The following is a 22,221-nucleotide window of genomic DNA, read 5'->3' as shown; positions in this document are numbered from 1 at the left end:
GAGGCCCCTGTGGCGTCGTCGTACCGCCGGCTCGTCGGCAGCAAGGTCCTCGTCACCAGCGGCGACGTCACCTTCGCCGGCGAGCTGGCGGCCGCGCCGTCCGGCCGGCTGGAGCTGGTCGACGCGGCGCTCGTCGCCGATGACGGCGGCCGCACCCCGCTTTCCGGCCGGCTGCTCATCGAGGGCGCGCACGTGCGCTGGGTTCAGGTGCTGCCCTGATGGTCGCGTTCGCCACCCTCAACGAGCTGGGCGAGCACCTCGCGTCCCGGCCGGGGATCGAGGTCGTCGACCCGGGCGTGCCGCTCCTCGAGGCGGTCAGCCCGGACGTCGGCTCGTACAACGTCTGGAAGACCCAGCCGTCCGTACGCAAGGTCGTCGACTTCATCGCCCGCAACGTCGCCAGCGTGCCGTTCCACCTGTACCGGCGTGAGTCCGACACCGACCGCCGGCGGGTCACCGACCACGCCCTGGCGGCCGCGCTACGGGCGCCGCGGCCGCGGCTGTCGCCGTACCGGTTCTGGCACTCGGTCGTCGTCGACTGGATGCTCTACGACCGCTGGTGCGTCGCCAAGGTGCCCACCGACGACGACGGGCTGCAGCTCGTCCGCATCCCCGCCCGGCGCTTCCGGCTCAAGGCCGACGCGCTGGACTGGCCGGTCGCGGTGAAGATCCGCAACAAGCAGGGCGAGTACGAGGAGTTCCCGGTCGAGGACTTCCTCTTCGACTACGGCTACGCCAACCGGGGCGCGAACGGCACGAGCCCGATGGAGACGCTCAAGGACATCCTGGCCGAGAGCCGGGAGGCCGTGGCCTACCGGCGGCAGGTCTGGGCCAACGGGGCCCGGGTGCCGCTGGTGATCGAGCGGCCTATTGGCGCGCCGGACTGGAACAAGAACGGCGGCCGCGACCGGTTCGTGGCGTCCTGGCGGAAGTTCGTCCGGGGCGGCGGCCGTGAGGGCGGCACGCCGGTCCTCGAGGACGGCATGAAGCCGACCAAGGTCGACGCCTTCACCCCGAAGGACACCGAAGACCTGGAAGGCCGCAAGCTCACCGACGCCGAGGTGGCCGCGGCGTACCACATCGCCCCGGAGCTGGTGGGCGCACGCGAGGGCAACTACAGCAACCTCGACGCCTTCCGTCAGTCGCTGTGGAACATCTCCCTCGGCCCATACATCCTGCCGCTGGAGCAGGTCGCCAACGTGATGCTGGTGCCCGACTTCGGCGACGCGCAGCTGTACGTGGAGGCCCACGTCGACGCGAAGCTGCGCGGCTCGTTCCTGGAGCAGGCGCAGATCCTCCAGTCGGCGGTGGGCGCGCCCTACATGCTGCGCAACGAGGCCCGGGCCCGGCTCAACCTCTCCGCCATCGAGGGCGGGGACGAGCTGGTCACCCCGCTCAACGTCCTGATCGGAGGCCTGGCCTCACCACGGGACACCGCCCCGAAGGCCGGCCGCCGGCGCCGCGGCGTCAAGGCGGCCCGGCCAGACGACCTGGCCGACTACGACCGCGAGCTGGAGGCGCTGACCGCCGCGCTCACCACGTACGCGCAGCGCCAGGCCGACGCCCTGCTGTCCCGGCTCGACGCCAAGGCCGACGACGGCGCGCCGGACCTCTGGACGCTGTGGGGTGCCGATCAGGCCGACCGCGAGGAGCAGCTCGCCGCGCTGGTGCTGTCCTGGGGGCTGCGTCTCGCGGCGGTCGGCGCATGGGAGGTCCTGAGCCTCTGGAACCCGGACGCCGAGGGCTGGTCCGAGGACGTAATGACGGCGTGGCTGGCGAAGGCCGCGGCCGCGCACGCCCACGAGGTCGAGCAGGGCGGCTACGACGCCGCCGCCGCGGCGATCGCCGGCGCCGCCGGCGACCCGGACCGGTCGTGGAAGGACGCGCTGCGCACCGCCCTCGATGCCTGGGTCACCCGGGCCGCGGCGCACGCGGTCGGCGTGGCCACCGAGGCCCGCAACTTCGGCGGCCACGACGCCGCCAAGGCCAGCGGGCTGACCACCAAGACGTGGCGGGTCAAGTCGAGCAACCCACGGCCGTCACACGCCGTGCTCAACGGCCAAACCGTCGACATCGGCGACGTCTTCGGCAACGGCGGCCGCTTCCCCGGCGACCCGGCGCTGGAGACCGACGAGCGGGCCAACTGCAAGTGCACGGTCACGTACGCGAGAGGTGACGACTGATGCTGATCAAGACCGCGCCGGCGCGCATCAAGGCGGCCGGCAAGGCGGACGGCCTGGGCGACGGCGAATTCGAGGCGATCGTCTCGGTGTTCGGCAACCTCGACAGCTACGGCGACGTCGTCATGCCGGGCGCCTTCGTCGACGTCCTCGACGAGTGGAAGGCCAAGGGCGACCCCATCCCCGTGATCTGGTCGCACAACTGGTACGACCCGTTCGCCCACATCGGCACCGTGCTGGAGGCCAAGGAGACCGACGTCGGGCTCTGGGTCAAGGGCCTGGTCGACCTCGACCCCGAGGCCCGCACCGCCGCCCAGGTGTACCGGCTGCTCAAGGGCCGCCGCGTCACGCAGTTCAGCTTCGCGTACGACATCGCCGACGCCTCCTGGGCCGAGCGCGACGGCCAGGACGTCTACGAGCTGCGCAAGTTCGGCGCGCTCTACGAGGTCGGCCCGTGCCTGGTCGGCGCCAACCAGGAAACCGAGCTGCTCGCCGCCAAGGCCCGCCAGCTCGCCGCCGGCGTCAAGGAAGGCCGGGTCCTCGCCCAGGCCCACCTCGACCGGCTCAAGAGCGCGCACACGGCGCTGGGCGAGGTTATCGCCGCCGCCGAGACTTCCGACCCGAAGAGCGGGTCGGGCACCGCCAAGCGCACCGCCGGCCAGCCGGCCGATCCGACCAACGACGACCCGGCCGCGCCCGGGAAGTCGTCCGCCGCGTCCGATCGGTCCCGGTCCGCCCAGGCAGCCGCACGGCTCCAACTGATGACCCTCACCGAAGGAGACGCGCAGTGAACCTGCGACAGCAGCTCAAGGCCAAGATGGCCAGGGCCGCGGAGCTGGCGAAGGCCGCCAAGACCCGGGACCTGACCGAAGACGAGCTCGACGAGGTGGACACCCTCGGCGAGGAGATCCCCGCTCTGCAGGCGAAGGTCAAGAAGGCCGACACCGCCGCCAAGCGCCTCGCCGGCCTCGCCGGCGGCGACGACGAGGACGACGACGTCGACGACGAGGACGACGACCCGGACGAGCCGGGCGCCGGCCGCAAGACCGGCGGCGCCCGCGTCACCGACCGCCGCGAGCGGCTCGACGCCAAGCGGCTCGGCGAGGCGTTCATCAAGAGCGACCGCTACAAGGCGTTCCGCAAGGCCCACCCGGGCGGCGTCGGCAACGGCACGCCGATCAGCATCGGCCGGGTCAAGGTCGGCTCCATGGACGACTGGTACCACGGCCGCAAGGCCACCATCACCACCCAGGTCGCCCGCACCCAGCCGATCCGCTACCCGACCGTCGACATGGTCGAGCGGGACAACCTCACCATCCTCGACCTGATCAGCCGGGGCGAGGCGGACGGCGCCTTCGAGTACGTCCAGGTGACCGGGGTGACCCGCAACGCCGCGATCGTGCCGGAGGCCACCGGCCCAAACGACGCCGCGGCGCTCAAGCCGGTCAGCGACATCCAGACGCAGATCGCCGACGCCAAGCCGTACACCTACGCGGACGGCTACGACGTCACCAACCAGCTGCTGTCCGACGCGCCGGCGTTCGCCACGTACATGGACCAGGAGCTGAGCTACTCGCTCGACTCGGTGATCGAGGACAAGCTCCTGAGCGGCACCGGCACCAACGGGGAACCACGGGGCCTGCTCAACACCACCGGCGTGCAGCAGGAGACCTACACCGCGGGCGCCGACGCCCGGCCGCAGGTGGTGGCGCTGCGCAAGGCGATCACGCGGGTCACCCGGCTGCGCGGCGGCCAGGTCACCGCCGTGCTCATGTCGCCCGAGGACGACGAGGCGTGGGACCTGCTGCAGGACGACAACAAGCGGTTCCTCGGCCAGGGCCCGTTCGGCATCGGCCCTTCGACGAGCTGGGGCCGCGTCCGCGCGCTGTCCGAGCGACTCGCCCCGGGCACCGCGATCCTGGGCGACTGGCGGCAGATCGCCCTGCTCGACGTCGAGGGCCTGTCCATCCTCGCCTTCAACCAGCACAAGGACTACGCCCAGCGGAACATGACCTACGTCCGCGCCGAGCTGCGCGCCGAGCAGGTCATCTGGAAGCCCAACCGCCTGGTCGTGGTCAAGCCGGGCGCCTGAGCGCGCCACCTGACCAGCGTCACGCGGCCCCGCTCGGGGGAAGCCGGGGCCGCGTGACGCTGACTCTCTGAACCCGAAGGGAAGCATCAGCATGGTCGACCACAAGATGATCGTCATCGACGACGTGCGCTACCGGCTCGAAGACGCCAAGGAGCGCGGGCTCGTCGACGCCAACGGCAAGCCCACCCGCAAGGCCCGCAGCGCCCGCCAGGCCGCGGCCCGGCAGCGCGTCACGGGCGACGAGACCCTCAGCGAAGGCGCCGGATCCGACGACGGGGCCGACGACAGCAAGCAGGAGGCCGGCTCGGACGGCGGCAGCACCGCGTCGACCACCCTCACCACCGGCACCGCCGGCGGCGAGCAGGGCGCGGACCCGGCCGGACTGCCCGGCCCGGACGCCGGCACCGGCAGCACCCCGTCGACCACGCCCGCCGGCGGCAAGCGGGGCGCTCGCTCGGCCGGCAAGGGCGGGTCGGGTGACGGCACCAACTGAGCTGCCCCTGCTCGCGGATCCGGCCGAGCTGGCCCGGGCGCTCGGCTTGCCGGAGGACGACCCGGACATGCTCGACGCGCTGCGCCGAGCGAGCAACCGCTTCCGTGGGCAGGTGCACCACTCAGTGCACAAGATCGTCGGGGACGAGGTGTGGCTGGACGGGGACGGCTCCACGGAGCTGATCCTGCCAGCCGCGCCCGTCCTCGCCCGGCCGCTCGTCGAGGTCGACGGCCAGGTGCTGGCGGTCGCGGAATTCGAGTGGTCGCGCAAGGGCATCCTGCGGCGGCGCTGCGGCTGGCCTGACCGCCTGGGCGCGATCCGGGTCGTCTTCGACCACGGGTACGAGCCGATCCCGGAGGACATCCAGGAGGCGGTCATCGACCAGGCGCGCATCATGGCCGGTACCACGCCGGGTGTGCAGACGGTCCAGGCCGGCGGCGAGTCGGTCACCTTCGGGGCCACGGCGACCACCGGCGTGACCGCGCAGTGGTCGGCGGCAGTCGAGGCGTACCGGGTCGGGCGGGGTGATCAGGCGTGATGCTCTTCCGGCAGCGGCTGACGGTCGTTCGGCCCGGTACCCGCACTGACCGGTCCGGCAGCGTCGTCGACGACTGGTCGCCGGCGGTGGTCACCCGGATCCCGGTGACCCGGGTCAACGTCCAGCCCAACCAGCAGACCGAGCAGGTCGGCGACACCCGCACGGTCGTGACCACGGGCCTGCGGGTGATCAGCCAGCCGGGCACCAACCCGGACGTGCAGGCCAAGGACCGGATCGAGTACCAGGGCCTGACCTACCAGGTCGACGGCGAGGTAGCCCGGTGGCCCGACCCGGTCAACAGCACCCGGGTGCACCACGTCGAGTTCGTGATGGTCCGCGTGACCGGATAGGAGGCCACCGTGGCGCACAAGATCGAAGTGGAGGTGAACTTCGCCGGCATCGGGGAGGTCGCTCGCAGCGACGAGGTCCGGCAGATGGTCAACCAGGCGACCGAGCAGATTGCCAGCAAGGTCCGGGGCCTGGTCGGCGACGACGTCCCGGTCACAGTGTCGGAGTACACCACCGACCGGGAGGCGGCCGCGGTCACCATCGCCGACCGGCGCGGCGTCGGCCTGCAGGCCAAGCACGGCGTGCTCACCCGCGCAGCCTCCGGCATCGGCGCCGACATCCGGATCCGCTGATGGTCCGGCCCCTGGTGGTGTTCGGTGACGTCCAGGCCGCGGCCGCTGGCGTGCTCCGCACCAAGCTCCCCGCCCGGGCGGAGCCGTACACCGACAACGTCACGGTCGGCGGCCGCCTCCCGGCTGACCGGTCCCCGGAGCGGCCGCAGCTGCCGTTCGTCCTGGTGGCCGTCGACGACGACCGGCCCACGTACCCGGTCAGCAGCCTGGCCACCCTTCGGCTCACCGTCTGGCACCACGACACCGACCAGGCTTTCGACCTGGCGCAGATGTGCCGCGGCCTGCTGCTGGTGCACACCGGCCCCGTCATCCGCAGCTGCCGCGTCGCCGCCGGCGTCGGCCCGGTCCGCGGTGTCGACCCGGACACCGGCATCGACCTGGCCACCACCACCGTCGAGGCGTACGTACGCCCGACTCGTCTGGAGACCTGATGGGCCTGCGCGTACCGACCGAAGAAGAGATCCGGGCCAGGGCCGAGCAGCTCGGCATGCTCGCCCCGGACGGCACCGTGCCGCCGGCGCAGCGTGGCCGCGTCGCCCGCGCCATCGTCGACGAGGAGACAGCCGCAGCGGCCACCGCGAAGGAGTCCGCAGGCAGCCGGGAGATCGTGCTGTCCCGCTCCGTCGTGCGGGTCGCCGATGGCCACCTGGTCGTCGAGGTCCGGCACATCGCCGACCCGTCGACCCCGACGACCTGACCTGCGCACCACCTCATCCGCTCAACCACCAAGGAGGACGCCGTGTCCGGCGACCCGAGCAAGGCGTCTCTGTGGGCTGACGCCGACGTGTACATCGCTGACGACCTGACCACCGCCAACCCCGCCACCGTGGCGGAGGCCTTCTCGAACGAATGGGGCCTGGCCGGCCTGCTCAACGGAGAGGACGGCATCGAGGAGGGCCGCGACGAGGACAAGGGCGACCACTACGCCTGGGGCGGCATCCTCGTCCGCACCAGCCGGAAGAACTTCAAGATGACCAAGAAGTTCACCGCGCTGGAGGACAACGACGTCGTCCGCGGCCTGGTCTACCCCGGCTCCACCGCGACCACGATCGTGGTGCCGCGGCACGGGCCGAAGAAGGTCTCCTTCGAGGTCCGCGACGACGACCGGATCGAGCGGCTGATCACCCGCCGGTTCGCCATCGTCGACACGATCGGCACGATCAAGGACTCCGAGGACGAGCTCAAGAAGTACGAGATCACCCTCTCGATCTTCCCCGACGGCAACGGCGTGCTCTTCGACCGCCAGTCCACCGACGTCGTCACCCCGTAACCCACCCCCGAGCCGGGGCGGCGGCGTACGCGCAGGTCCGCCGCCGCTCCGTACCACCCCGACCTGCGCAAGATCAGGAGGACCTGCGCGATGGGCAAGAGCAAGAACCGACGCGGCACGCCGCGCCCGTACAACTCCCGGGCGATCCGGGCCGACGCCGCCCGGCCGGCCGCCGGCGGCCCGGTGCTCGAGGAGGGCGCCGGCTGGCGGCCGTCGCCGGCGGCGCAGGCCCGTCTGTCTCAGCTGCGACAGACGACGGCCGCCGCGGCCGCCGACGAGAGTGAGCCGTCGTACGCCGGGATGGACGAGGTCGCGATGGACGAGGCCGGCTGGCAGCCGTCGCCGGCGGCGCAGGCCCGCCTGGCCCAGCTGCGCCAGCCGCCGGACGTCGACGCTGACGGGCTGACGGCCGCCGACCGGGAGTGGATCGACCGGCAGCTGGCTCTGACCGGCAAGGGCCCGAACCGGGCGCAGCGCCGGGCCGGCCAGGCCGAGCAGATCGACGTGACGGTCACCTGGCGCGGCCGCCCGTGGCGGGTGCACGTCGACAAGAACAACCTCAGCGTCGACCTGCTGGAGTGGTTCGAAGAGGGCAAGACCACACTGGCGCTGCGCGAGCTGCTCGGCCCGCAGCAGTGGGTCCAGTTCAAGGCCATGCAGCCCGGCCACACCGGCCTGAACGAGATGTTCGAGCTGCTCGCCCAGGAGCTCGGGTTCACGAGCGCGGGGGAATCCTCAGCCTCGCCCGCCTGATCCGCGACCACGCGGACGCGGTCGAGGCCGACCTGCAGCGCTACTACCAGATCGACCTGGCCGACCTGTGGCGTGGCCGGCTGACCCTGCGCCGGCTGGCCACGCTGCTGCGCTACCTGCCGATCGGCGCGGCCACCCTCGGCACATACGGCGACCCGGACGCCGGGTGGACCCGCACGGACTACCTGCTGACCGACGTGTTTCACGCGCTGACCGGAAAGCCGCACCCGGCCCGGCCGGCGCCGCCAAGCACCCGACGCGACCCGGCCGAGACCCGCCGCCGCGACAACCTGATGCGCGAGCGGGCCACCCGCCGTGCTGCGGAGCTGGAACAACTGAACAGGAGGTGACCTGTGCCAACCGTCGGCTACGCCACCCTCCAGGTCATCCCCAGCTTCAAGGGTTTCGCCGGTCTGATGGTCCGCGAGACCACCGCCGGCACCTCCGACGCGGCCAAGAAGATCGAGGACGGGCTGACAGACGCCGGCGCGAAAGCCGGACAGTCGGTCGGCCAGCGGGTCAAGGCCGGGCTGGAGCAGGTCCGGTCGGTGGTGACCGGCATCGCCGGCGACATCGTCGGCCTGGGCGTGGCGGCCGCCGGCATCGGCGGGGCGATCGCCGCCAACTCCAACAAGGCGCAGATCCAGGCCGCGCTGGGCGTGTCCCCCGCCGAGGCGCAGGCCGCGGCGAAGACGGCCGGGGCCCTGTACGCCAAGGGCTGGGGCGACAGCCTGGAGACCGTCTCCAACTCGGTGGTCATCGTCAAGCAGCAGCTCGGTGGCCTCGCCGGCGGCGCCGACATCGAGGGCCTGACCGCCCGCGCCGAGACCTTCTCCAAGGTGTTCGGGGTCGACACCGTGGAGTCGGTGCGGGCGGTCGCCCAGATGGTCAAGACCGGCCTGGCACCGAACGCGCAGGCCGCCTACGACATCCTCACCGCCGGCGCGCAGAAGGGCCTCAACGCCAACGGGGACCTGCTCGACACCTACAACGAGTACGGCGTCATCTTCCAGCGCCTCGGGCTGGACGGGCCGAAGAGCCTCGGTCTGATCAACCAGGCGCTGCAGGCCGGTGCCCGGAACACGGACCTGGTCGCCGACGCCTTGAAGGAATTCTCGGTCCGGGCGCAGAACCTCGACGACCCGAACGCGGTCGCCGGGCTCCAGGCCCTCGGCCTCAATGCGAAGCAGGTCGCCCGAGACGTCGCTGGCGGCGGCGAGGCTGCCCAGGCCGCCCTGCAGAAGACCCTCGACCGGCTCGGCGCGATCAAGGACCCGGCGAAGCAGGCAACGATCGCCGCGCAGCTCTTCGGCTCCCAGGGCGAGGACCTCGCCGGCGCGCTGCTGGCCCTGGACCCGGCCACCGCGGCCGCCTCGGGTGGCTTCGACAAGGTCGCCGGGGCTTCCGGTGCCGCCGCCGACGCGCTCGCCGCCGGCGTCGACCCGGTCGAGCAGTTCAAGCGGTCTTTCTCCCAGACCCTGGCCTCGCTCGCCGCCGACGCGATGCCGACGCTGCAGCCGATCCTGAGCTGGCTGCAGCGCTCCGGGCCCGAGGTGGCCAAGGTGGCCGTGGCCTTCGCTGGGCTCGTCGCGGTCAACAAGGCCGTCGGCGCGGTCCGGGCGGTCGCCGGCGGCATCCGCGACACCGTGGCGGCCGCCCGGTCCGCCGCCGGTGCCGTGGCCACCGCCGGCCGGGCGATCGGCTCGGCCGGCGCCGCGTCGGGTCGCGCCGCCGTGTCGGCCGGCCGGTGGGTGGCGGCGCAGACCGCCTCGGCGGCGGCGTCGACGAGGGCGGCGGCGTCGGCCGTCGCCTCCCGGGTGGCCACCGTGGCCACCACCGCGGCGTCCCGCACCGCGGCGCTGGCCACCGCGGCGTGGACAGCGGCGATGAACAGCAACCTCGTCGCCAACGCCCGAGCCGGCGTGGCGATGGTCGCATCCCGGGTCGCGATGATCGCCGGCACGATCGCCACCGGCGCGGCCACGGCCGCGACCTGGTTGCTCAACGCCGCGATGGCCGTGCTGACCTCCCCGATCACCGCGGTGGTCGTGGCGATCGCGCTGCTGGTCGCCGGGATCATCTGGGCCTGGAACAACGTCGACTGGTTCCGCGAGGGCGTCCTCACCGCCTGGGAGTGGATCAAGAAGGCCGTGACCGCGGCGGTGAACGTCGTGCGGTCCGTGATCTCCACCGTTTGGGGGTGGATCACCACCTACATCACCACGGCCGTGACAGTGTGGCGGACGGTCATCAGTGCCGTCTGGACGGCGATCTCCACCATCGTCAGGACGTACATCAACGTCGTCCGGACAGTCATCACGACCGTGGTGGGGTGGATCACGACCTGGTGGCGGGCCAGCATCAACGCCTGGAAGACGGTCATCAGCACTGTCTGGTCGGCGATCGTCAGCCTGGTCCAAGGCGCGATCAACCGGGTGAAGTCGATCATCGGCGGCATATCCGCCGTGGTCGGTGTCATCCGTGGCGCGTTCGCCTCAGCCCGTGACGCCGCAGTTGACCGGCTGGAGGCGCTGCTGTCGTTCGTCCGCGGCATCCCCGGCAAGATCACCGGCCTGCTGTCCGGGCTCAAGGACAAGCTGGTCGGGATCGGCCGCAACATCGTCCAGGGCCTCCGCGATGGCATCGCCGCCGCCTGGCACCTGGTCACCGACAAGGTGCAGGCGCTGGTCAACAAGATCCCGAAGGCGATCCGAGAGATGCTGGGCATCGCTTCCCCGTCGAGGGTGATGCGGCGGCTGTTCGGCTACGTCGGCGAGGGCGCCGCACTCGGCGTCGCCGACGGGCAGGGCCTGGTCGAGCGGGCCGCGGCACGGCTGGCCAACGCCGCGGCGGTGCGGCCGCTGCCAGGCGGGGCAGTGCCGGCCGGTGGCCTGTCCAGCACGGGCCGGCTTGGCGCGGCCGGGCCGACCATCGAGAACCTCAACGTCCGCGCCTATTCCGACCGGTTCTCGCTCGGTCAGGTGATGACCGAGCTGGCCATGCATGGGATCCACTGACATGCCACTCACCGAGGGACAGGCGTCCATCCGCGGGCTCGTCATGGGCCCGGACACCCCGTACATGCTGCTGTCCGAGGTCAACCCCTGGACACGGAACACCCGCGCCGACCAGGGCGGCCAACGGGCGTGGGGCGACGGCACATGGTCAGGCGCCGAATGGACGGACGAGGTGGTCGTGCCGCTGCAGATCCTCGTCGAGGCCAACACCGGCGGCGAGTGGCTGGCCCTGCACCAGCAGCTCCTCGCGGCGTTCGCGCCGTCTCACGAGGACGTGGAGCTGCGCTTCGTGTGGGGCGGCGTGGAGTACCTGATGCGCGGCCGCCCCCGGATGGTCGACCCCGACGTGACCGCCATCGCCTACGGCTGGTCCGTAACCAAGGCCGCATTCGTGGCGCAGGACCCGACCATCTACAGCGGCGAGGAACACTCCGTCACGCTCGGGCTGCCGTCCACCTCCGGTGGGCTGACGCTGCCGCTCACCGTGCCGTTCACCGTCGGGGCGACGGTGACGTCCGGCCGCCGGCAGATCACGAACGCGGGCACGAAGGCGAGCGGGCTGCTGTTGCGGATCGATGGCCCGGTGCCCGAGCCACGGGTAAGCGTGCTGACGCCGGCCGGCACGGCGATCGTGCGGGTGTGGCTGACCCTCGACGTCGGCCAGTGGCTGGACATCGACACGGCCAGCAGGACCGTCTACCTCAACGGCACCGCCAGCCGCCGCGGCCTGACCACCGTGGAGGGCATCGGCTGGCCGGTGCTGCCCCGCGGCGACGCGGAGATCGCCTTCGACGCGCCGCTGTACAACGCAAACGCACAGCTCACCGCCAGGTGGCGGGACTCATGGCAGTAGGGAGGCACTGATGCCCGGCGACCCGCTCTGGGTAAACGCGTCCGGCGGCGCGCCCGCCTACTCGGCGAACGAGCTGCGGCAGGCAATGGCGCTGGCGCTGATGTACGACGGCCGCGCCCTGGGCGGCCGGCCCGGTGTGCGACCCGGCGGCAACCAGCTCCGCACGGAGCTGGCGGGGAGCACGATCACCGTCCGGTCCGGTGTGTGCTGCATCGACCCGGGCCTGTCCACCCCGCAGGGCCCGTACTGGCTGGCGCTGCCGGCCGACGAGACGCACGCCCTCGCCGCAGCGGACGCCACCAACCCGCGCAAGGACATCACGATCATCCGCGTGTACGACCACGACGAGGACTCGTCCGGGCTGCGGCTGGGCCGGTCGGAGTACCTGGTGGGGCAGGCGAGTCCGACGCCGGCCGCGCCTGACGTGCCTGCCGGCGCGATCCTGTCGGGCACCATCGACGTGCCGCGTCAGGGCGGCGGCGCGGCGGTCGTTACCGACGGGCGGCGGTTCACCGTGGCGCCGGGCGGCATTCTGCCGGTGGCGGCCGCCGGGCACGTCGGGGCTGCGGTGGCCGGCCGCTACCGGGACCGGCTCGACCTCAACGTGCTGGAGCGGGACACCGGTACGGCCTGGCAGACGATCGCCGACCCGACCGTGTTCACCGCCTGGACGAACTTCACCCCGACGTGGAACAACACCGGCGTGGCGCAGCCCGTGCTGGGCAACGGCGCGCTGGTCGGCAAGTACAAGAAGATCGGCCGGATTGCGCACGTCGTAATCAAGCTGTTCTGGGGTGGCACCACCAGCGCCGGTGACCCCGCCGGGTATTGGGGCTTTGGTGGTTTCCCGGCAGCGCTTAACGGCACCGTCACCGACATCATCCTCAGCGGCGCTTGCTGGGACAGCTCTGCTGTCGGTCTTTATGATGCGCGTGCGCAGCTCTCGAACGCCGCTGACCAGTTCGGCATCGTGCGAACCTTCACGACGACTCCCGCTACAGGAGCTGCACGAATTTCTTCTACGGTCCCATTCACCTGGGCTGCACAGGACTACCTATACCTGTCCGGCACGATCGAGACGCAGAGCTGATGGCCAGCATTGTCACCTGGCTGGGGTGCGACCTGGTGACCGGGCGGATCGTGGAAGAGCTGCCGGACCTGGCCACGTCCGGCAGCATCTCCGCCCTGCTTGGCGCGTACACGTCGACCAGCGCCGCCCTGCCGATCCCGCTTGGCGGCTACGGCCGGGCACCGAGGAACTGGGAGGCCGCGACGGAGCCGGGCCGGTCGATGATCGTGGCGGTGCTCGCCGGCGTGCCGGTATGGGCCGGGATCGTGCTGACCCGCCGCGGCGGCACCGAGGCGACCGTCGAGATGGGTTGTGTGTCGCTGGAGGGCTACCTCGACCGCAGGTTTGTCAGGGACCACGAGTTCGTCCAGGTCGATGACGCGTTGATCGCTGCGAGCCTGGTCGACGACGCCAACATCGAGGGAATCGGCTTGATCGTCGACGCGCCGGCGACCGGCACCCGGCGCGAGCGCACCTACAAAGACCAGGACGACAAGAGCGTGTATTCCACGCTGCGGGAGTTGATGGGAGTCATCGACGGCCCGGAGTGGACGATTGTCCTGGACTGGACCGACGCCACCCAGACCGCCGTCGCCAAGATCGCCCGTATCCGCAAGCGGGTCGGCTACCCGAGCAGCGCCCCGAACGCGGTGTTCACCACAGGCTCAGCGTCGGCGGTGGTGTCATCGCGGGGCGCATCGACCACCCGGTACACGTACAGCGAGGACTACAGCTCGGGCAAGGGTGCCAACCACGTGGTCGCCACCTCGAGCGGCGAGGGCGACGCCCGGCCGCAGTCCGACCCGGCCCGAGACGAGGCGATGTTCGCCGCTGGGTGGCCGCGCTGGGAGCACAGGTACAGCCCGTCGTCGTCGATCAGCAACAAGACGACCCTCAACGGGCACGCCGCCCAGGCGCTCGCGCTGATGGCCCGCGGCGCCCGCGTCGTGACCCTCACCAGCCGCGCCGACGTGTATCCGCTGCTGGGCACCGACTGGGCGATCGGTGACGACATCGGCCACGAGCTCACCGGGCACCGGCACCCCGCCGGCCTGACCGGCGTCGCCCGGGCCATCGGCTGGGAACTCGACCCGGCCGCCGGGACAGTGTCGCCGATCCTGCTGACTCCCGGAGAGGACGTGGTGTCGTGATCTCCTCCGACCAGGCTCCACCAGGCACCGATTGGCTCGTCCGTCGCATCGCGGACCTCGAACGGCAGGTACGCGAGCTGCAGGCCGGACGACGCCTGGAAGCGGCGACGATCGGCGCTGGCGGCCTCACGATCAAGGGCGGCGGGTCGGTCACGGTCACCGACGGCGGCCAGGTCCTCATCCACGACACCGCCGGCAACCGGATGATCTGGCTCGGCCTGGTGCCGTTCGGTGACGGCACCCGCAAACCGGGGCTGGTCGCATTCCGCGCCGGCGGCGGCAACGCCGCGCTGAGCCTGTACGACGGCGTCCCCGCCATCTGGGACAACACCGGCAACATCATCTTCAGCAGCGACGAGGTGTCCGGGCAGGGGATCGCCCGGCCGTGGCTGCCGGTCATGTGGGCGGGCAGCGACTATACGCAATGGCCGGGCACCACGTCCGGGTCATTCTCGATGGTGCTGGAAACGGCGGTGCCCCGTCAGCAGCCGAAGCTGTTCGTGCGGTTGCGGCACACGACCGACCTGAGCGGGACGACGGGGGAGCTGCGGCTGATGTGCCAAGGCGCGCAGCTCGGCCCCACCGTCACCGTCTCGTTCGCTGTCAACTACACGGACATCGGTCCCGTGGCCCTGCCTGCCGGCAACTTCGGCGAGACCTTGGGCCTGTCCGTAGATGGGCGGCGCACCGCCGGCACCGGCGCAGTGCGGGCGATGGTCACCGCATCCTGGACCCAGCAGTCCTAGCTGACCGGGCAGCGCGGGTTCTGGCCGATCTCGTCGGGCAGGCACGACATGCTCGGCAGCGGCGGCGGCGGATCGCCCACGGGCGGAGCGCCAGGCTCGCCGGCGTTAGCGGGCGGCGCCGGCGGCTCGGTGGTCGGCGTGGTGGTCGGATCCGGCTCGGTCACGGTGGTGGGCTCCGTCTCGGTCACGGTCACGGTCGTCGGGCTCCTCGTCGTCGCGGTCGCGGCCGGCCCCGCCGCCGGCCCGGTGGGCGTAGCCGGCAGCTCGGCGGGCGAGGCACCCACCGCGGTGGTCGCGGACGGGCTGGCGCTCGCCACCACGCTCGACGTCGGGCTGGCCGACGCCGTGGTGGGCGCAGCGCCGGCCTCCCCTGCGGGCGTGGCGCTGGACTCATCCGACACCGTACGCAGGTCCTGGCGGGCCGACTCCCCGCCGCCGGCCAGGGACAGGGCCGTCACGCCGCCGATGACGCCGGCCGCCGCGAGCGCCACCAGCCCCACGCCGAACGTTCTCGCTCTCGTCGTAGTCACGCAGTCCAGTGTGGGCTGCCACCGCAAGCCCGTCCATTCGGCCACCCCGTCGGGGTGGCCGTTCTCGCATGCCCTGGGAGGCGCAGTCATGCAGATCATCAGCCGCAAGCAGTGGGGTGCCCGCCCGCCGCGCAGCGTCCAAACCGTCGCGGCGTCGCGCCGGCGGCGGTTCGTCGTGCACTACAGCGCGGCGAGCCCGGACCAGACGCCGAAGGTCATCCAGGCGTACCACATGGACACCAAGAAATGGTCCGACATCGGCTACAACTTCCTCGTCGACGACGACGGCCGGATCTACGAAGGCCGCGGCTGGGACGTCGTCGGCGCGCACGCCGCCGGCTACAACACCGAGTCGATCGGCGTCTGCTTCATCGGCCGCGACCGCGCCGGCGTCACCGACGCGGGCCCGAAGGTCCGGGCCGCGATCCGGTGGCTGTACGACGAAGCGTGCCGCCGCACGGGCCGCACTCTGACCCGCAACGGCCACCGCGACGTCGGGTCGACGCAGTGCCCCGGCGACGAACTGTACGCCTGGGTGCACGCGGGGATGCCCGTCGACGACACGGCGCCCGCGCCATCCCCGAAGCCGCCGGCGACTTCGGGACAGCTGGTGGTCGACGGCCAGCTGGGCCCGGCCACCATCACCCGCTGGCAGCAGATCATGGGCACCCCGGTCGACGGAAGGATCACCGAACCGAGCGCCCTGGTCAAGGCCGTGCAGCGGCACCTCAACGCGAAGGTCCGCGCCAGCCTGGTGGTCGATGGCGCGGGCATCTGCCAGGACGGCCGGCCGTACAAGACCGTGCGTGCGCTGCAGCGGTACCTGGGCACCGAGCAGGACGGCATCATGTCCATGCCGGTGTCGGCGGTCGTCAAGGCTGTCCAGCGCCGGCTGAACAGCGGGCGGTTCTGATTAGATGGACACCGCCGTCGCTGTCGCCCTGGTCAGCGCGGCCGGAGCCGTCGGCGCCGGCGTCACCGGCACGATCGTCGCCCACGTGCTTGGCCGGCGGACCCGCGCCGTGCAGCAGCGGCTCACCGCGGCGCAGGCCCGCCAGGCCGAGGCCGCCGCCGAGCAGTTGCACGCCGAGGGCGACCGCATCCGGCAGGACATCTACCAGGAACTCACCGCCGACCTGCGAGCCGAGCTGCAGCAGGTGCGCGGGGCGCTGGCCGACGCCCGGCAGTCCCTCGCGACGACGTCGGCCGAGGCCGAGCGCCTGCGCGTGCGCGTCGTCGAGCTGGAGTCCCGCATTGCGCAGCTCGCGCTATCCGAGCAGCACCTGTCGGCCGAGCTACGCGCCGTCCAGACGGAGCGGGACCAGTTACGCATTCAGCTCGCCAGCCGCGAGGCCACGATCACCGCGCTGACCGGGCAGATCGGTGATCTCCGTGCGCAGCTCGCCGGTATCCAACAGCAGTCGCAGTCGTCAGCGACGACCTGAACAGGGACGCCTACACCTCGAAGGCGTGGTCGTATCGGATTCCCTGCGACTCCAGCCGGGCCCGCACCTCGGCCGCGTGCGCCTCGGCGACCGCCATGTCGGCGCCGGCAGCGCGGAGCAGCTCGACGGTTGGGCCGCTGATGCCCTGCGGGTCGGCCAGGGCCACTCCGGCCTGTATCCCGAGCAGTTGCGGGTCGCTCGTCACCCGGCGCACCGACGCGATCGCCACCTCACGAGGAGCGTCCCGGTCCACCCCGTTGCCGTACCGGCCGGCGACCCCGGACAGCTCCGCCAGCACCAGCCGCTGCCGTTGAGGCAGCTTGCTCACCTGCACCATCACCTCACCTTAGGAGACCCTGTGCGAATCTTCGGCCGTGAGCCGGCGCTGGTCATCGGCGCAATCGGCTCCCTCATTACCGTGCTGGCAGCCCTCAACCTGCCTGGCCTGTCCGCCGGCGCTGCTGCGGCGCTCACCGCGCTGGTCACCGCCAGCATCACCGCCTGGACGACCCGGCCGGTCGCGCCGTCCCTCTACGTCGGTGTGGTCGCCGCCGTGGCGACCCTGCTCGCCGAGTACGGCTTTCACGTGTCCGACCAGTCGGTGGCGGCGATCGGCGGTGCGATCGTGGCAGGGTTTGCTCTGTTCGGGGTACGCCCGCAGGTGACGCCGAAAGCCGATCCGGCAACGCGCGTCCGGTAGCCCGGTACGATCGGCCACGCAGCGCGCCTGGATGGATCCCCGGGCAGCGCCGACCAACACGGCAGCGCCCCGCTCCTGGCTACGGCCGGGGGCGGGGCGCTTTGTCATCGACGGTCAGCCGGTCGCCTTCGTTGGCGCGAGGCTACCGGCCGCCAAACACGTCAGCGGTCTCATCTTGACCTGGTGTGCGCGGCGGCGCGATAGCCGCCCTACCGCCGGACCAGACCTGTCGGGCGAGGGTCAGTCCGAACACCTCGGAGGCGCCGGCCGCCTTGAGTCGTCGGGCTACGGCGTTGAGGGTGTTGCCGCTGGTGAACACGTCGTCGTAGACCATGATCCGCTTGTTGCGCACACGTCCGGGGTCGGGCACGGCCAGGGACTGGAACAGTTGTTCCGACACCATCCGCCGTCCCTCGGCCCCGGACGTGTTGCGCATCCTGGTCGTGGTGCGCGTTTTGACGACCAGCGGCAGGTCGACCACGAACGGGAGGCCGGCCTCGTCCTGGTCCTTGGCCTGTTGGATGACGAACTTGGCGTGATCGGTGCGCGGATCGGCGCCGGCCGGTAGCAGGGCCGGCGTGGGGATGATGGCATCGACGCGCCGTACCAGCTCTGGGTGGGCGTACAGGTAGCCGAGGACGACCCGGGAGAACACGTAGCCCCAGGCCCATTTGCCGTCCTTGACCCGCCAGATCATGCGCTCAAGCGCGCCGGTCTTCATCGCGATGACCGCAGTGAACTCGAAGGCCCTGTCGGGGTCGGTGCACAGAGCGTTGCTGCACTGCTCGTCGGGCCCGGCCAGGGCCTGGTCGCAGATGGTGCAGCGGTGCTCGGCGGGCGTCTGCAGGGTCGCGCTGGCGCACTCGTAGCAGACCCTGATGGGGCCGGTCTCGACGTAGGCACACCCTCGGCAGTTGCCGAAGCCGGCAGGGTCGGGACCGTCGATGACGGCAGGGGGCTCAGGCATGCGGGGAGGGGTGCCTTCCGGTCAGAACTGGAACGCGAGCTGTTCGCGGCGGTTGTTCGCGGCGTGGATGCGCTCCGGGGCCGCCAGGAGCCGCACGACGTCGTCGACGTCGTCGACCATGACCGCGCCGCGATTGTCGACGTACTTGCGCGCCCACTCCTGGGCCTCGGTGAGGCTCTTGATCAGGAACACCTTCTTGCCGTGTTCCAGCGCCAGTCGGGCCTGCATCTTGGCGCCGGACGTGCTGGACGCCTCGATGACGACGGTGCCCTGCGCGATGCCGGACATGGTGACGTTGCGGCGCGGGAAGGTGTAGGAGGCGCCGTTCATGTCCGGCCAGAACTGGGACACGAGGGCGCCTTGAACGGCGATGGACTCGGCAAGCTCCCGGTTCATCGCCGGGTAGCACTTGCGAATACCGGTTCCGATCACGGCGATGGTGCGGCCGCCAGCGGCGAGGGCGGCGCGGTGCGCGGCGGTGTCGATGCCGCGGGCTAGGCCTGAGACGACGGTGACGCCACGCTCGACGAGCAGACGAGCCATCCGTCCGGAGCGTTTGACACCATCAGTCGACGCATCGCGGGTGCCGACGACGGCGACACTACGCAGATCCGCCTCAGTGAACTGGCCTCGCACGAACAGGAACGGCGGCAGATTGAAGATCAGCCGCAACGTGGGAGGGTAATCCTCGTCGAGCACCGTCATCAGGCGGGCGTCGACCGTTTGAGCCTTCTCGATCTCTCGCTCTGCCTCGCCCACGAGCGTCGACCACTGGGGTAGAGCGGAGCGAATCGCGTCTGCGGCGGCGACGGCCTCAGGGGAGGTCTCCGTCACTACGCCTTGGCGGAGGCGGGAGAGCCCGTCGAGACGCTGGGCCTCGCGAGCCAATAGATACCAGCTGACCTTGGGGATCCGGCACAGCGCAAGCAGCGCCACCCGATCCTCGTATGCGGCGAGGGTCATCGCATTCTACTCCTGTTCGATCGTATGTTCGAATGCGACCTTTTGTTACCACCGGAGTGTGACAGAAGCCGACACATGATGCATCATGCGTCCGGCCAACACGCGCTATGCCTCGTTTCGCCATTTGTGCGGATCGGTGAGACAAAGCGCCCCGCCCTCGGCGCTGACCGGGGCGGGGCTCGCTTCGTGGTCTTCGGGTCTATGCCGGCGAGCGGGCCTCCCGGCTACGCCGGATGGCCCGCTTGGCAGTGGACTCCGACACCTGGTGGTCGGCCATCACCCGGCGCACGATCTCCGCGTACGGCACGCCCTGGCGGTCCATCCGGTCGACGGCCTCCTCCAGCGTCTCCGCCGGCTCCTCGTCGTCCAATTCCAGATCGAGTGCCTCGTCACGCGGCGGACCATCAACCCGGACACGCCGGCCGCCATGCTCGACGATCCGACCCCACCAGTTGGTGTCACGGTCGGTGTCATCGGTGTCAGACACCTTGCTGACCTGCGCGGTGACACCATCCTCGGTGTCATCCCCCTCGGTGGGGGAGGGGAGGCCGCGGCGCATCCACACGTCGTGCAGCGTTGCGATGGTGATGAAGACGGCGACCGCGATCAGCAGGGCGACCGGGCCGCCCCAGCCGCGGTGCGGCTCCTGGGCAGCAGCGAGAGTGAACATCAGGCAGCTCCGAACAGCCAGGCGGGCAGGGGGGCAACGAGGCCGGTGAGGAAGTCGACGCAGCCTCGGGTGATGTCGCCGACGGTGCCGCCGGGCAGGTCGGCCATGAGGCCGAGGAGCACTGCGGCGATCCACAGGCGGGTGTTGAGCCGGTAGAGCGGGCTCTGCGGGAACGTGAGGGTGGCGAACCGGCCGAGCTTCTTGCTGGCCTTGACCGGCAGCATGCAGCCGACCACGTAGATGAACAGCAGTCCGACCAGCGCGCCGAGAATCGCGTTGATCGAGGCTCCCGCGATGTAGGCGCCGCCGGTGGCGTCTAGCAGCTGCTCGATGGCGCCGCTGGCGGTCTGCACGGTCCACTGGTCGAGGAGGGAGCCGTCGAAGCCTTCCCGGATGGCGGGTACGGCCAGGAGGAAAGCGAGCCGGTCTCGCAGGCTGTTGGGGCCGACGCTCATGTAGTCGATGACCAGGGCGAGCAGCAGCAGCACGGCCACTGCGGTCGGGGACATGGTGTGCTCCAGCAGAGCCGTTCCCGTGCCTGGGGCGGGCGTTCCGGGCGGGCTCGGACTCGGGGCGGGGGCGAGCAGCATGATCGTGCGCAGCATCAGGCGCCGCTCCAGTCGAGCACCTTGGTGCCAGTCGCGGCGTCCCTGACCTCGAGGCGCGGGACGTCCATCGGTTCGTTCGCGGCCAAGGCGTCGCGGGTGAGCGCCTGGAGCTGCTGGTTGAGGGTGGTTGCGTAGCCGGGGATCGACAGGTCGAGGACGACCACGTAGCGGCGGTTGGCCAGCACCTCGTACTGGCCGTCGAATACGTGCAGGCGGTACGGCAGGGCGGCCATCAGGCGTCCATCTCCTGGTGCGTGAGGACCGGGAACAGGGCGATGCCGAGGAGCACCATGGCGCCGGCGGCCACCCAGGCGGTGGAGTGGTGGCCGGTGAGGATCGCGACGAGCGCGGTGATGGTCGCGGCCAGGACGGCGCCCGTGAGCGCGAACGCGATCCGGGTCCAGGGCCACGGGCGCGGGGCGGCCATGACGATCGGCTGGATGCCTGCTCGGCGCATCTCCCGGACCCGCTCGGCCAGCTGCTGGAGCGACTTGGCGGGCAGGGTGACGGTGCGGCCGGCCAGCTGGCGCAGCGGCGAGTCTGCGGGGACATGCCCGCGGATCAGGTGGGTCGTGGTCATGATGGTGTTTCTCCTTCGGGAGGGCCCCGGGGCGCGGCATGGCTGTCCAGGCGTGAGCCGCGCCCCGGGGTGCTATTGGGCGGTGTCTTCGCGGACGAGGTGGGCGAGTGCGGCGCCCATGCCGAGCACGCCCACCGGCAGGATCGACACGGCGGTGGTGATCCACCACGGGGCGCCGGTCGGCGGCGCGACGAGTAGGTGGTAGGCGATCTGCCCGAGCGCGCCGACCGTGAGTGAGGCGATGGCGGACCACTTGGCGAACCGGCGGGCCCGGTCCGGCACCCGGCCGGACAGCCACACGTACAGGGCGTACGCGCCGTACGTCTCGACGCCGATGGGCAGGGTGATGGCGGTGTTGAGGCTCACCCGGTCGGCGATGCCGGGCAGCGGGTGAACGACGCCGAACCCGGTGAGTTCGCCGAGTCCGACCCACCCGGACCAGATGGCCACGAATGCGGGTAGGGCGAGCAGCACGATCGGCCAGGCGACCGCCCGGCGGGCCGTGACCGGCGCGGTGGGCGTACCCGGGTGACCGACCGTCGTGACCTGCTCGACCCGCTCGACGACCGGCGCCGCCGGGACGGGCTGCGGGTCCGGCCCGGCGGCCGGCACGGATTCGGGCACGACCGGGGCCGGCAGCGGGTCCGGGCCGAGCGGCTTGGCGTGCATCCACGGGTCCGCGGGCGGCTCGTCGTCGCGTAGCCGGGCGAGGAGTTCCTCCGCCTTCGGGGCGCCGATCCGGTACTCGCGCATCAGCCGGTTCCGCGACGGGAGCTCGCCGAGCTCGCGGGTGAGCTCGCGGGCGGCCGGCACCAGCGCGTCTACCGGCTGGGGGTAGCGGGTGCCGTTGATGGTCGGGGCAGTCATGCCGCGAATCATGGCACAGGGTTGCTAGGGTTGCAAAGGTTGCTAGGGTTGCGCCATGTCGCCCCCACCGCCTGAAGCGCTCGGCCCC

The 22,221-nt window shown here is 71.5% G+C and carries 30 protein-coding genes; 21 read left to right on the top strand and 9 right to left on the bottom strand.

What is annotated here, in order from left to right:
- The first annotated feature begins 9 nt into the window (after positions 1 to 9).
- The 18 genes from A6A27_RS29020 to A6A27_RS28935 all read left to right on the top strand — a co-directional run bounded on the left by A6A27_RS29020 (position 10) and on the right by A6A27_RS28935 (position 14,803).
- A complete protein-coding gene (locus A6A27_RS29020) occupies positions 10 to 219 on the top strand; it encodes a hypothetical protein (RefSeq protein WP_073837813.1) in 210 nt (69 codons plus the stop codon).
- A complete protein-coding gene (locus A6A27_RS29015; RefSeq protein ID WP_083672948.1) occupies positions 219 to 2,183 on the top strand; it encodes a phage portal protein in 1,965 nt (654 codons plus the stop codon). The genes A6A27_RS29020 and A6A27_RS29015 overlap by 1 nt, the downstream gene beginning before the upstream one ends.
- Entirely contained in the window at positions 2,183 to 2,971 is a 789-nt protein-coding gene (locus A6A27_RS29010; RefSeq protein WP_073837812.1) for an HK97 family phage prohead protease, read from the top strand. Before A6A27_RS29015 ends, A6A27_RS29010 begins: the two co-directional genes overlap by 1 nt.
- Entirely contained in the window at positions 2,968 to 4,272 is a 1,305-nt protein-coding gene (locus tag A6A27_RS29005; RefSeq protein ID WP_073837811.1) for a phage major capsid protein, read from the top strand. The genes A6A27_RS29010 and A6A27_RS29005 overlap by 4 nt, the downstream gene beginning before the upstream one ends.
- A gap of 91 nt (positions 4,273 to 4,363) precedes the next feature.
- Positions 4,364 to 4,765 carry a hypothetical protein gene (locus tag A6A27_RS29000; protein WP_073837810.1) on the top strand — a complete coding sequence of 134 codons (402 nt, stop codon included), beginning with the start codon at positions 4,364 to 4,366 and terminating at the stop codon, positions 4,763 to 4,765.
- Positions 4,749 to 5,303: a hypothetical protein gene (locus tag A6A27_RS28995; protein WP_073837809.1), complete on the top strand. Its 555-nt coding sequence runs from the start codon at positions 4,749 to 4,751 to the stop codon at positions 5,301 to 5,303. Before A6A27_RS29000 ends, A6A27_RS28995 begins: the two co-directional genes overlap by 17 nt.
- Positions 5,303 to 5,653, top strand: coding sequence for a phage head completion protein (locus tag A6A27_RS28990; RefSeq protein ID WP_073837808.1), 351 nt, complete (start codon positions 5,303 to 5,305; stop codon positions 5,651 to 5,653). Before A6A27_RS28995 ends, A6A27_RS28990 begins: the two co-directional genes overlap by 1 nt.
- A 9-nt stretch (positions 5,654 to 5,662) precedes the next feature.
- Complete coding sequence (locus A6A27_RS45220) at positions 5,663 to 5,944, top strand: hypothetical protein (protein WP_198940489.1); 282 nt, start codon at positions 5,663 to 5,665, stop codon at positions 5,942 to 5,944.
- Positions 5,944 to 6,375, top strand: a complete 432-nt coding sequence (locus A6A27_RS28980; protein ID WP_073837807.1) for a hypothetical protein — start codon at positions 5,944 to 5,946, stop codon at positions 6,373 to 6,375. Before A6A27_RS45220 ends, A6A27_RS28980 begins: the two co-directional genes overlap by 1 nt.
- The gene (locus tag A6A27_RS28975) at positions 6,375 to 6,641 is read left to right on the top strand and encodes a hypothetical protein (RefSeq protein ID WP_073837806.1); all 267 of its coding nucleotides are present in this window, start codon (positions 6,375 to 6,377) and stop codon (positions 6,639 to 6,641) included. The genes A6A27_RS28980 and A6A27_RS28975 overlap by 1 nt, the downstream gene beginning before the upstream one ends.
- 42 nt (positions 6,642 to 6,683) lie before the next feature.
- On the top strand, positions 6,684 to 7,214 hold the full coding sequence (locus A6A27_RS28970; protein ID WP_073837805.1) for a hypothetical protein: 531 nt from the start codon (positions 6,684 to 6,686) through the stop codon (positions 7,212 to 7,214).
- Between the two features lie 90 nt (positions 7,215 to 7,304).
- Complete coding sequence (locus tag A6A27_RS28965) at positions 7,305 to 7,967, top strand: hypothetical protein (protein WP_073837804.1); 663 nt, start codon at positions 7,305 to 7,307, stop codon at positions 7,965 to 7,967.
- On the top strand, positions 7,850 to 8,317 hold the full coding sequence (locus A6A27_RS28960; protein ID WP_198940488.1) for a hypothetical protein: 468 nt from the start codon (positions 7,850 to 7,852) through the stop codon (positions 8,315 to 8,317). The genes A6A27_RS28965 and A6A27_RS28960 overlap by 118 nt, the downstream gene beginning before the upstream one ends.
- Before the next feature lie 3 nt (positions 8,318 to 8,320).
- Positions 8,321 to 10,984, top strand: coding sequence for a phage tail protein (locus tag A6A27_RS28955; RefSeq protein WP_073837803.1), 2,664 nt, complete (start codon positions 8,321 to 8,323; stop codon positions 10,982 to 10,984).
- Positions 10,971 to 11,837, top strand: coding sequence for a hypothetical protein (locus A6A27_RS28950; protein ID WP_143194232.1), 867 nt, complete (start codon positions 10,971 to 10,973; stop codon positions 11,835 to 11,837). The genes A6A27_RS28955 and A6A27_RS28950 overlap by 14 nt, the downstream gene beginning before the upstream one ends.
- 10 nt (positions 11,838 to 11,847) lie before the next feature.
- Positions 11,848 to 12,927 carry a hypothetical protein gene (locus A6A27_RS28945; protein WP_073837801.1) on the top strand — a complete coding sequence of 360 codons (1,080 nt, stop codon included), beginning with the start codon at positions 11,848 to 11,850 and terminating at the stop codon, positions 12,925 to 12,927.
- Positions 12,927 to 14,057 carry a hypothetical protein gene (locus tag A6A27_RS28940; RefSeq protein ID WP_073837800.1) on the top strand — a complete coding sequence of 377 codons (1,131 nt, stop codon included), beginning with the start codon at positions 12,927 to 12,929 and terminating at the stop codon, positions 14,055 to 14,057. Before A6A27_RS28945 ends, A6A27_RS28940 begins: the two co-directional genes overlap by 1 nt.
- Positions 14,054 to 14,803, top strand: a complete 750-nt coding sequence (locus A6A27_RS28935; protein ID WP_073837799.1) for a hypothetical protein — start codon at positions 14,054 to 14,056, stop codon at positions 14,801 to 14,803. Before A6A27_RS28940 ends, A6A27_RS28935 begins: the two co-directional genes overlap by 4 nt.
- Here the strand turns inward: A6A27_RS28935 and A6A27_RS43560 are convergent.
- Positions 14,800 to 15,333, bottom strand: coding sequence for a hypothetical protein (locus A6A27_RS43560; protein WP_143194231.1), 534 nt, complete (start codon positions 15,331 to 15,333; stop codon positions 14,800 to 14,802). The genes A6A27_RS28935 and A6A27_RS43560 overlap by 4 nt on opposite strands.
- A gap of 88 nt (positions 15,334 to 15,421) precedes the next feature.
- Between A6A27_RS43560 and A6A27_RS43555 the strand changes: the two genes are divergently transcribed.
- Together A6A27_RS43555 and A6A27_RS28920 are read left to right on the top strand one after the other, a co-directional pair.
- Positions 15,422 to 16,246, top strand: a complete 825-nt coding sequence (locus A6A27_RS43555) for an N-acetylmuramoyl-L-alanine amidase (protein WP_143194230.1) — start codon at positions 15,422 to 15,424, stop codon at positions 16,244 to 16,246.
- Positions 16,247 to 16,250: 4 nt separating this feature from the next.
- Complete coding sequence (locus A6A27_RS28920; RefSeq protein WP_073837797.1) at positions 16,251 to 16,778, top strand: hypothetical protein; 528 nt, start codon at positions 16,251 to 16,253, stop codon at positions 16,776 to 16,778.
- 10 nt (positions 16,779 to 16,788) lie between these two features.
- On the opposite strand, the gene A6A27_RS28915 is transcribed toward A6A27_RS28920, so the two are convergent.
- Positions 16,789 to 17,115 carry a hypothetical protein gene (locus A6A27_RS28915; protein ID WP_073837796.1) on the bottom strand — a complete coding sequence of 109 codons (327 nt, stop codon included), beginning with the start codon at positions 17,113 to 17,115 and terminating at the stop codon, positions 16,789 to 16,791.
- Between the two features lie 21 nt (positions 17,116 to 17,136).
- Here A6A27_RS28915 and A6A27_RS28910 point away from each other — a divergent pair, with 21 nt between their 5' ends.
- A complete protein-coding gene (locus A6A27_RS28910) occupies positions 17,137 to 17,478 on the top strand; it encodes a hypothetical protein (RefSeq protein ID WP_073837795.1) in 342 nt (113 codons plus the stop codon).
- Between the two features lie 142 nt (positions 17,479 to 17,620).
- On the opposite strand, the gene A6A27_RS28905 is transcribed toward A6A27_RS28910, so the two are convergent.
- The 7 genes from A6A27_RS28905 to A6A27_RS28875 form a co-directional block, all read right to left on the bottom strand.
- The gene (locus A6A27_RS28905) at positions 17,621 to 18,445 is read right to left on the bottom strand and encodes a ComF family protein (protein WP_073837794.1); all 825 of its coding nucleotides are present in this window, start codon (positions 18,443 to 18,445) and stop codon (positions 17,621 to 17,623) included.
- Positions 18,446 to 18,466: 21 nt separating this feature from the next.
- Complete coding sequence (gene dprA, locus A6A27_RS28900) at positions 18,467 to 19,408, bottom strand: DNA-processing protein DprA (RefSeq protein WP_073837793.1); 942 nt, start codon at positions 19,406 to 19,408, stop codon at positions 18,467 to 18,469.
- A gap of 199 nt (positions 19,409 to 19,607) precedes the next feature.
- On the bottom strand, positions 19,608 to 20,078 hold the full coding sequence (locus A6A27_RS28895; RefSeq protein WP_073837792.1) for a hypothetical protein: 471 nt from the start codon (positions 20,076 to 20,078) through the stop codon (positions 19,608 to 19,610).
- Entirely contained in the window at positions 20,078 to 20,683 is a 606-nt protein-coding gene (locus tag A6A27_RS28890; RefSeq protein WP_073837791.1) for a hypothetical protein, read from the bottom strand. The genes A6A27_RS28895 and A6A27_RS28890 overlap by 1 nt, the downstream gene beginning before the upstream one ends.
- Entirely contained in the window at positions 20,683 to 20,919 is a 237-nt protein-coding gene (locus tag A6A27_RS28885) for a hypothetical protein (RefSeq protein ID WP_073837790.1), read from the bottom strand. The genes A6A27_RS28890 and A6A27_RS28885 overlap by 1 nt, the downstream gene beginning before the upstream one ends.
- Positions 20,919 to 21,266 (bottom strand): hypothetical protein, encoded by a 348-nt coding sequence (locus A6A27_RS28880; RefSeq protein WP_073837789.1) that lies wholly within the window; start codon positions 21,264 to 21,266, stop codon positions 20,919 to 20,921. The genes A6A27_RS28885 and A6A27_RS28880 overlap by 1 nt, the downstream gene beginning before the upstream one ends.
- Positions 21,267 to 21,338: 72 nt before the next feature.
- The gene (locus tag A6A27_RS28875) at positions 21,339 to 22,133 is read right to left on the bottom strand and encodes an ABC transporter permease (protein WP_073837788.1); all 795 of its coding nucleotides are present in this window, start codon (positions 22,131 to 22,133) and stop codon (positions 21,339 to 21,341) included.
- Positions 22,134 to 22,221: the final 88 nt, after the last annotated feature.

This window comes from Micromonospora sp. CB01531 (assembly GCF_001905095.1).
Lineage (GTDB): Bacteria > Actinomycetota > Actinomycetes > Mycobacteriales > Micromonosporaceae > Micromonospora.
The sequence above is the reverse complement of the archived record's forward strand: the minus strand, read 5'-3'. Positions and strand labels throughout refer to the sequence as shown.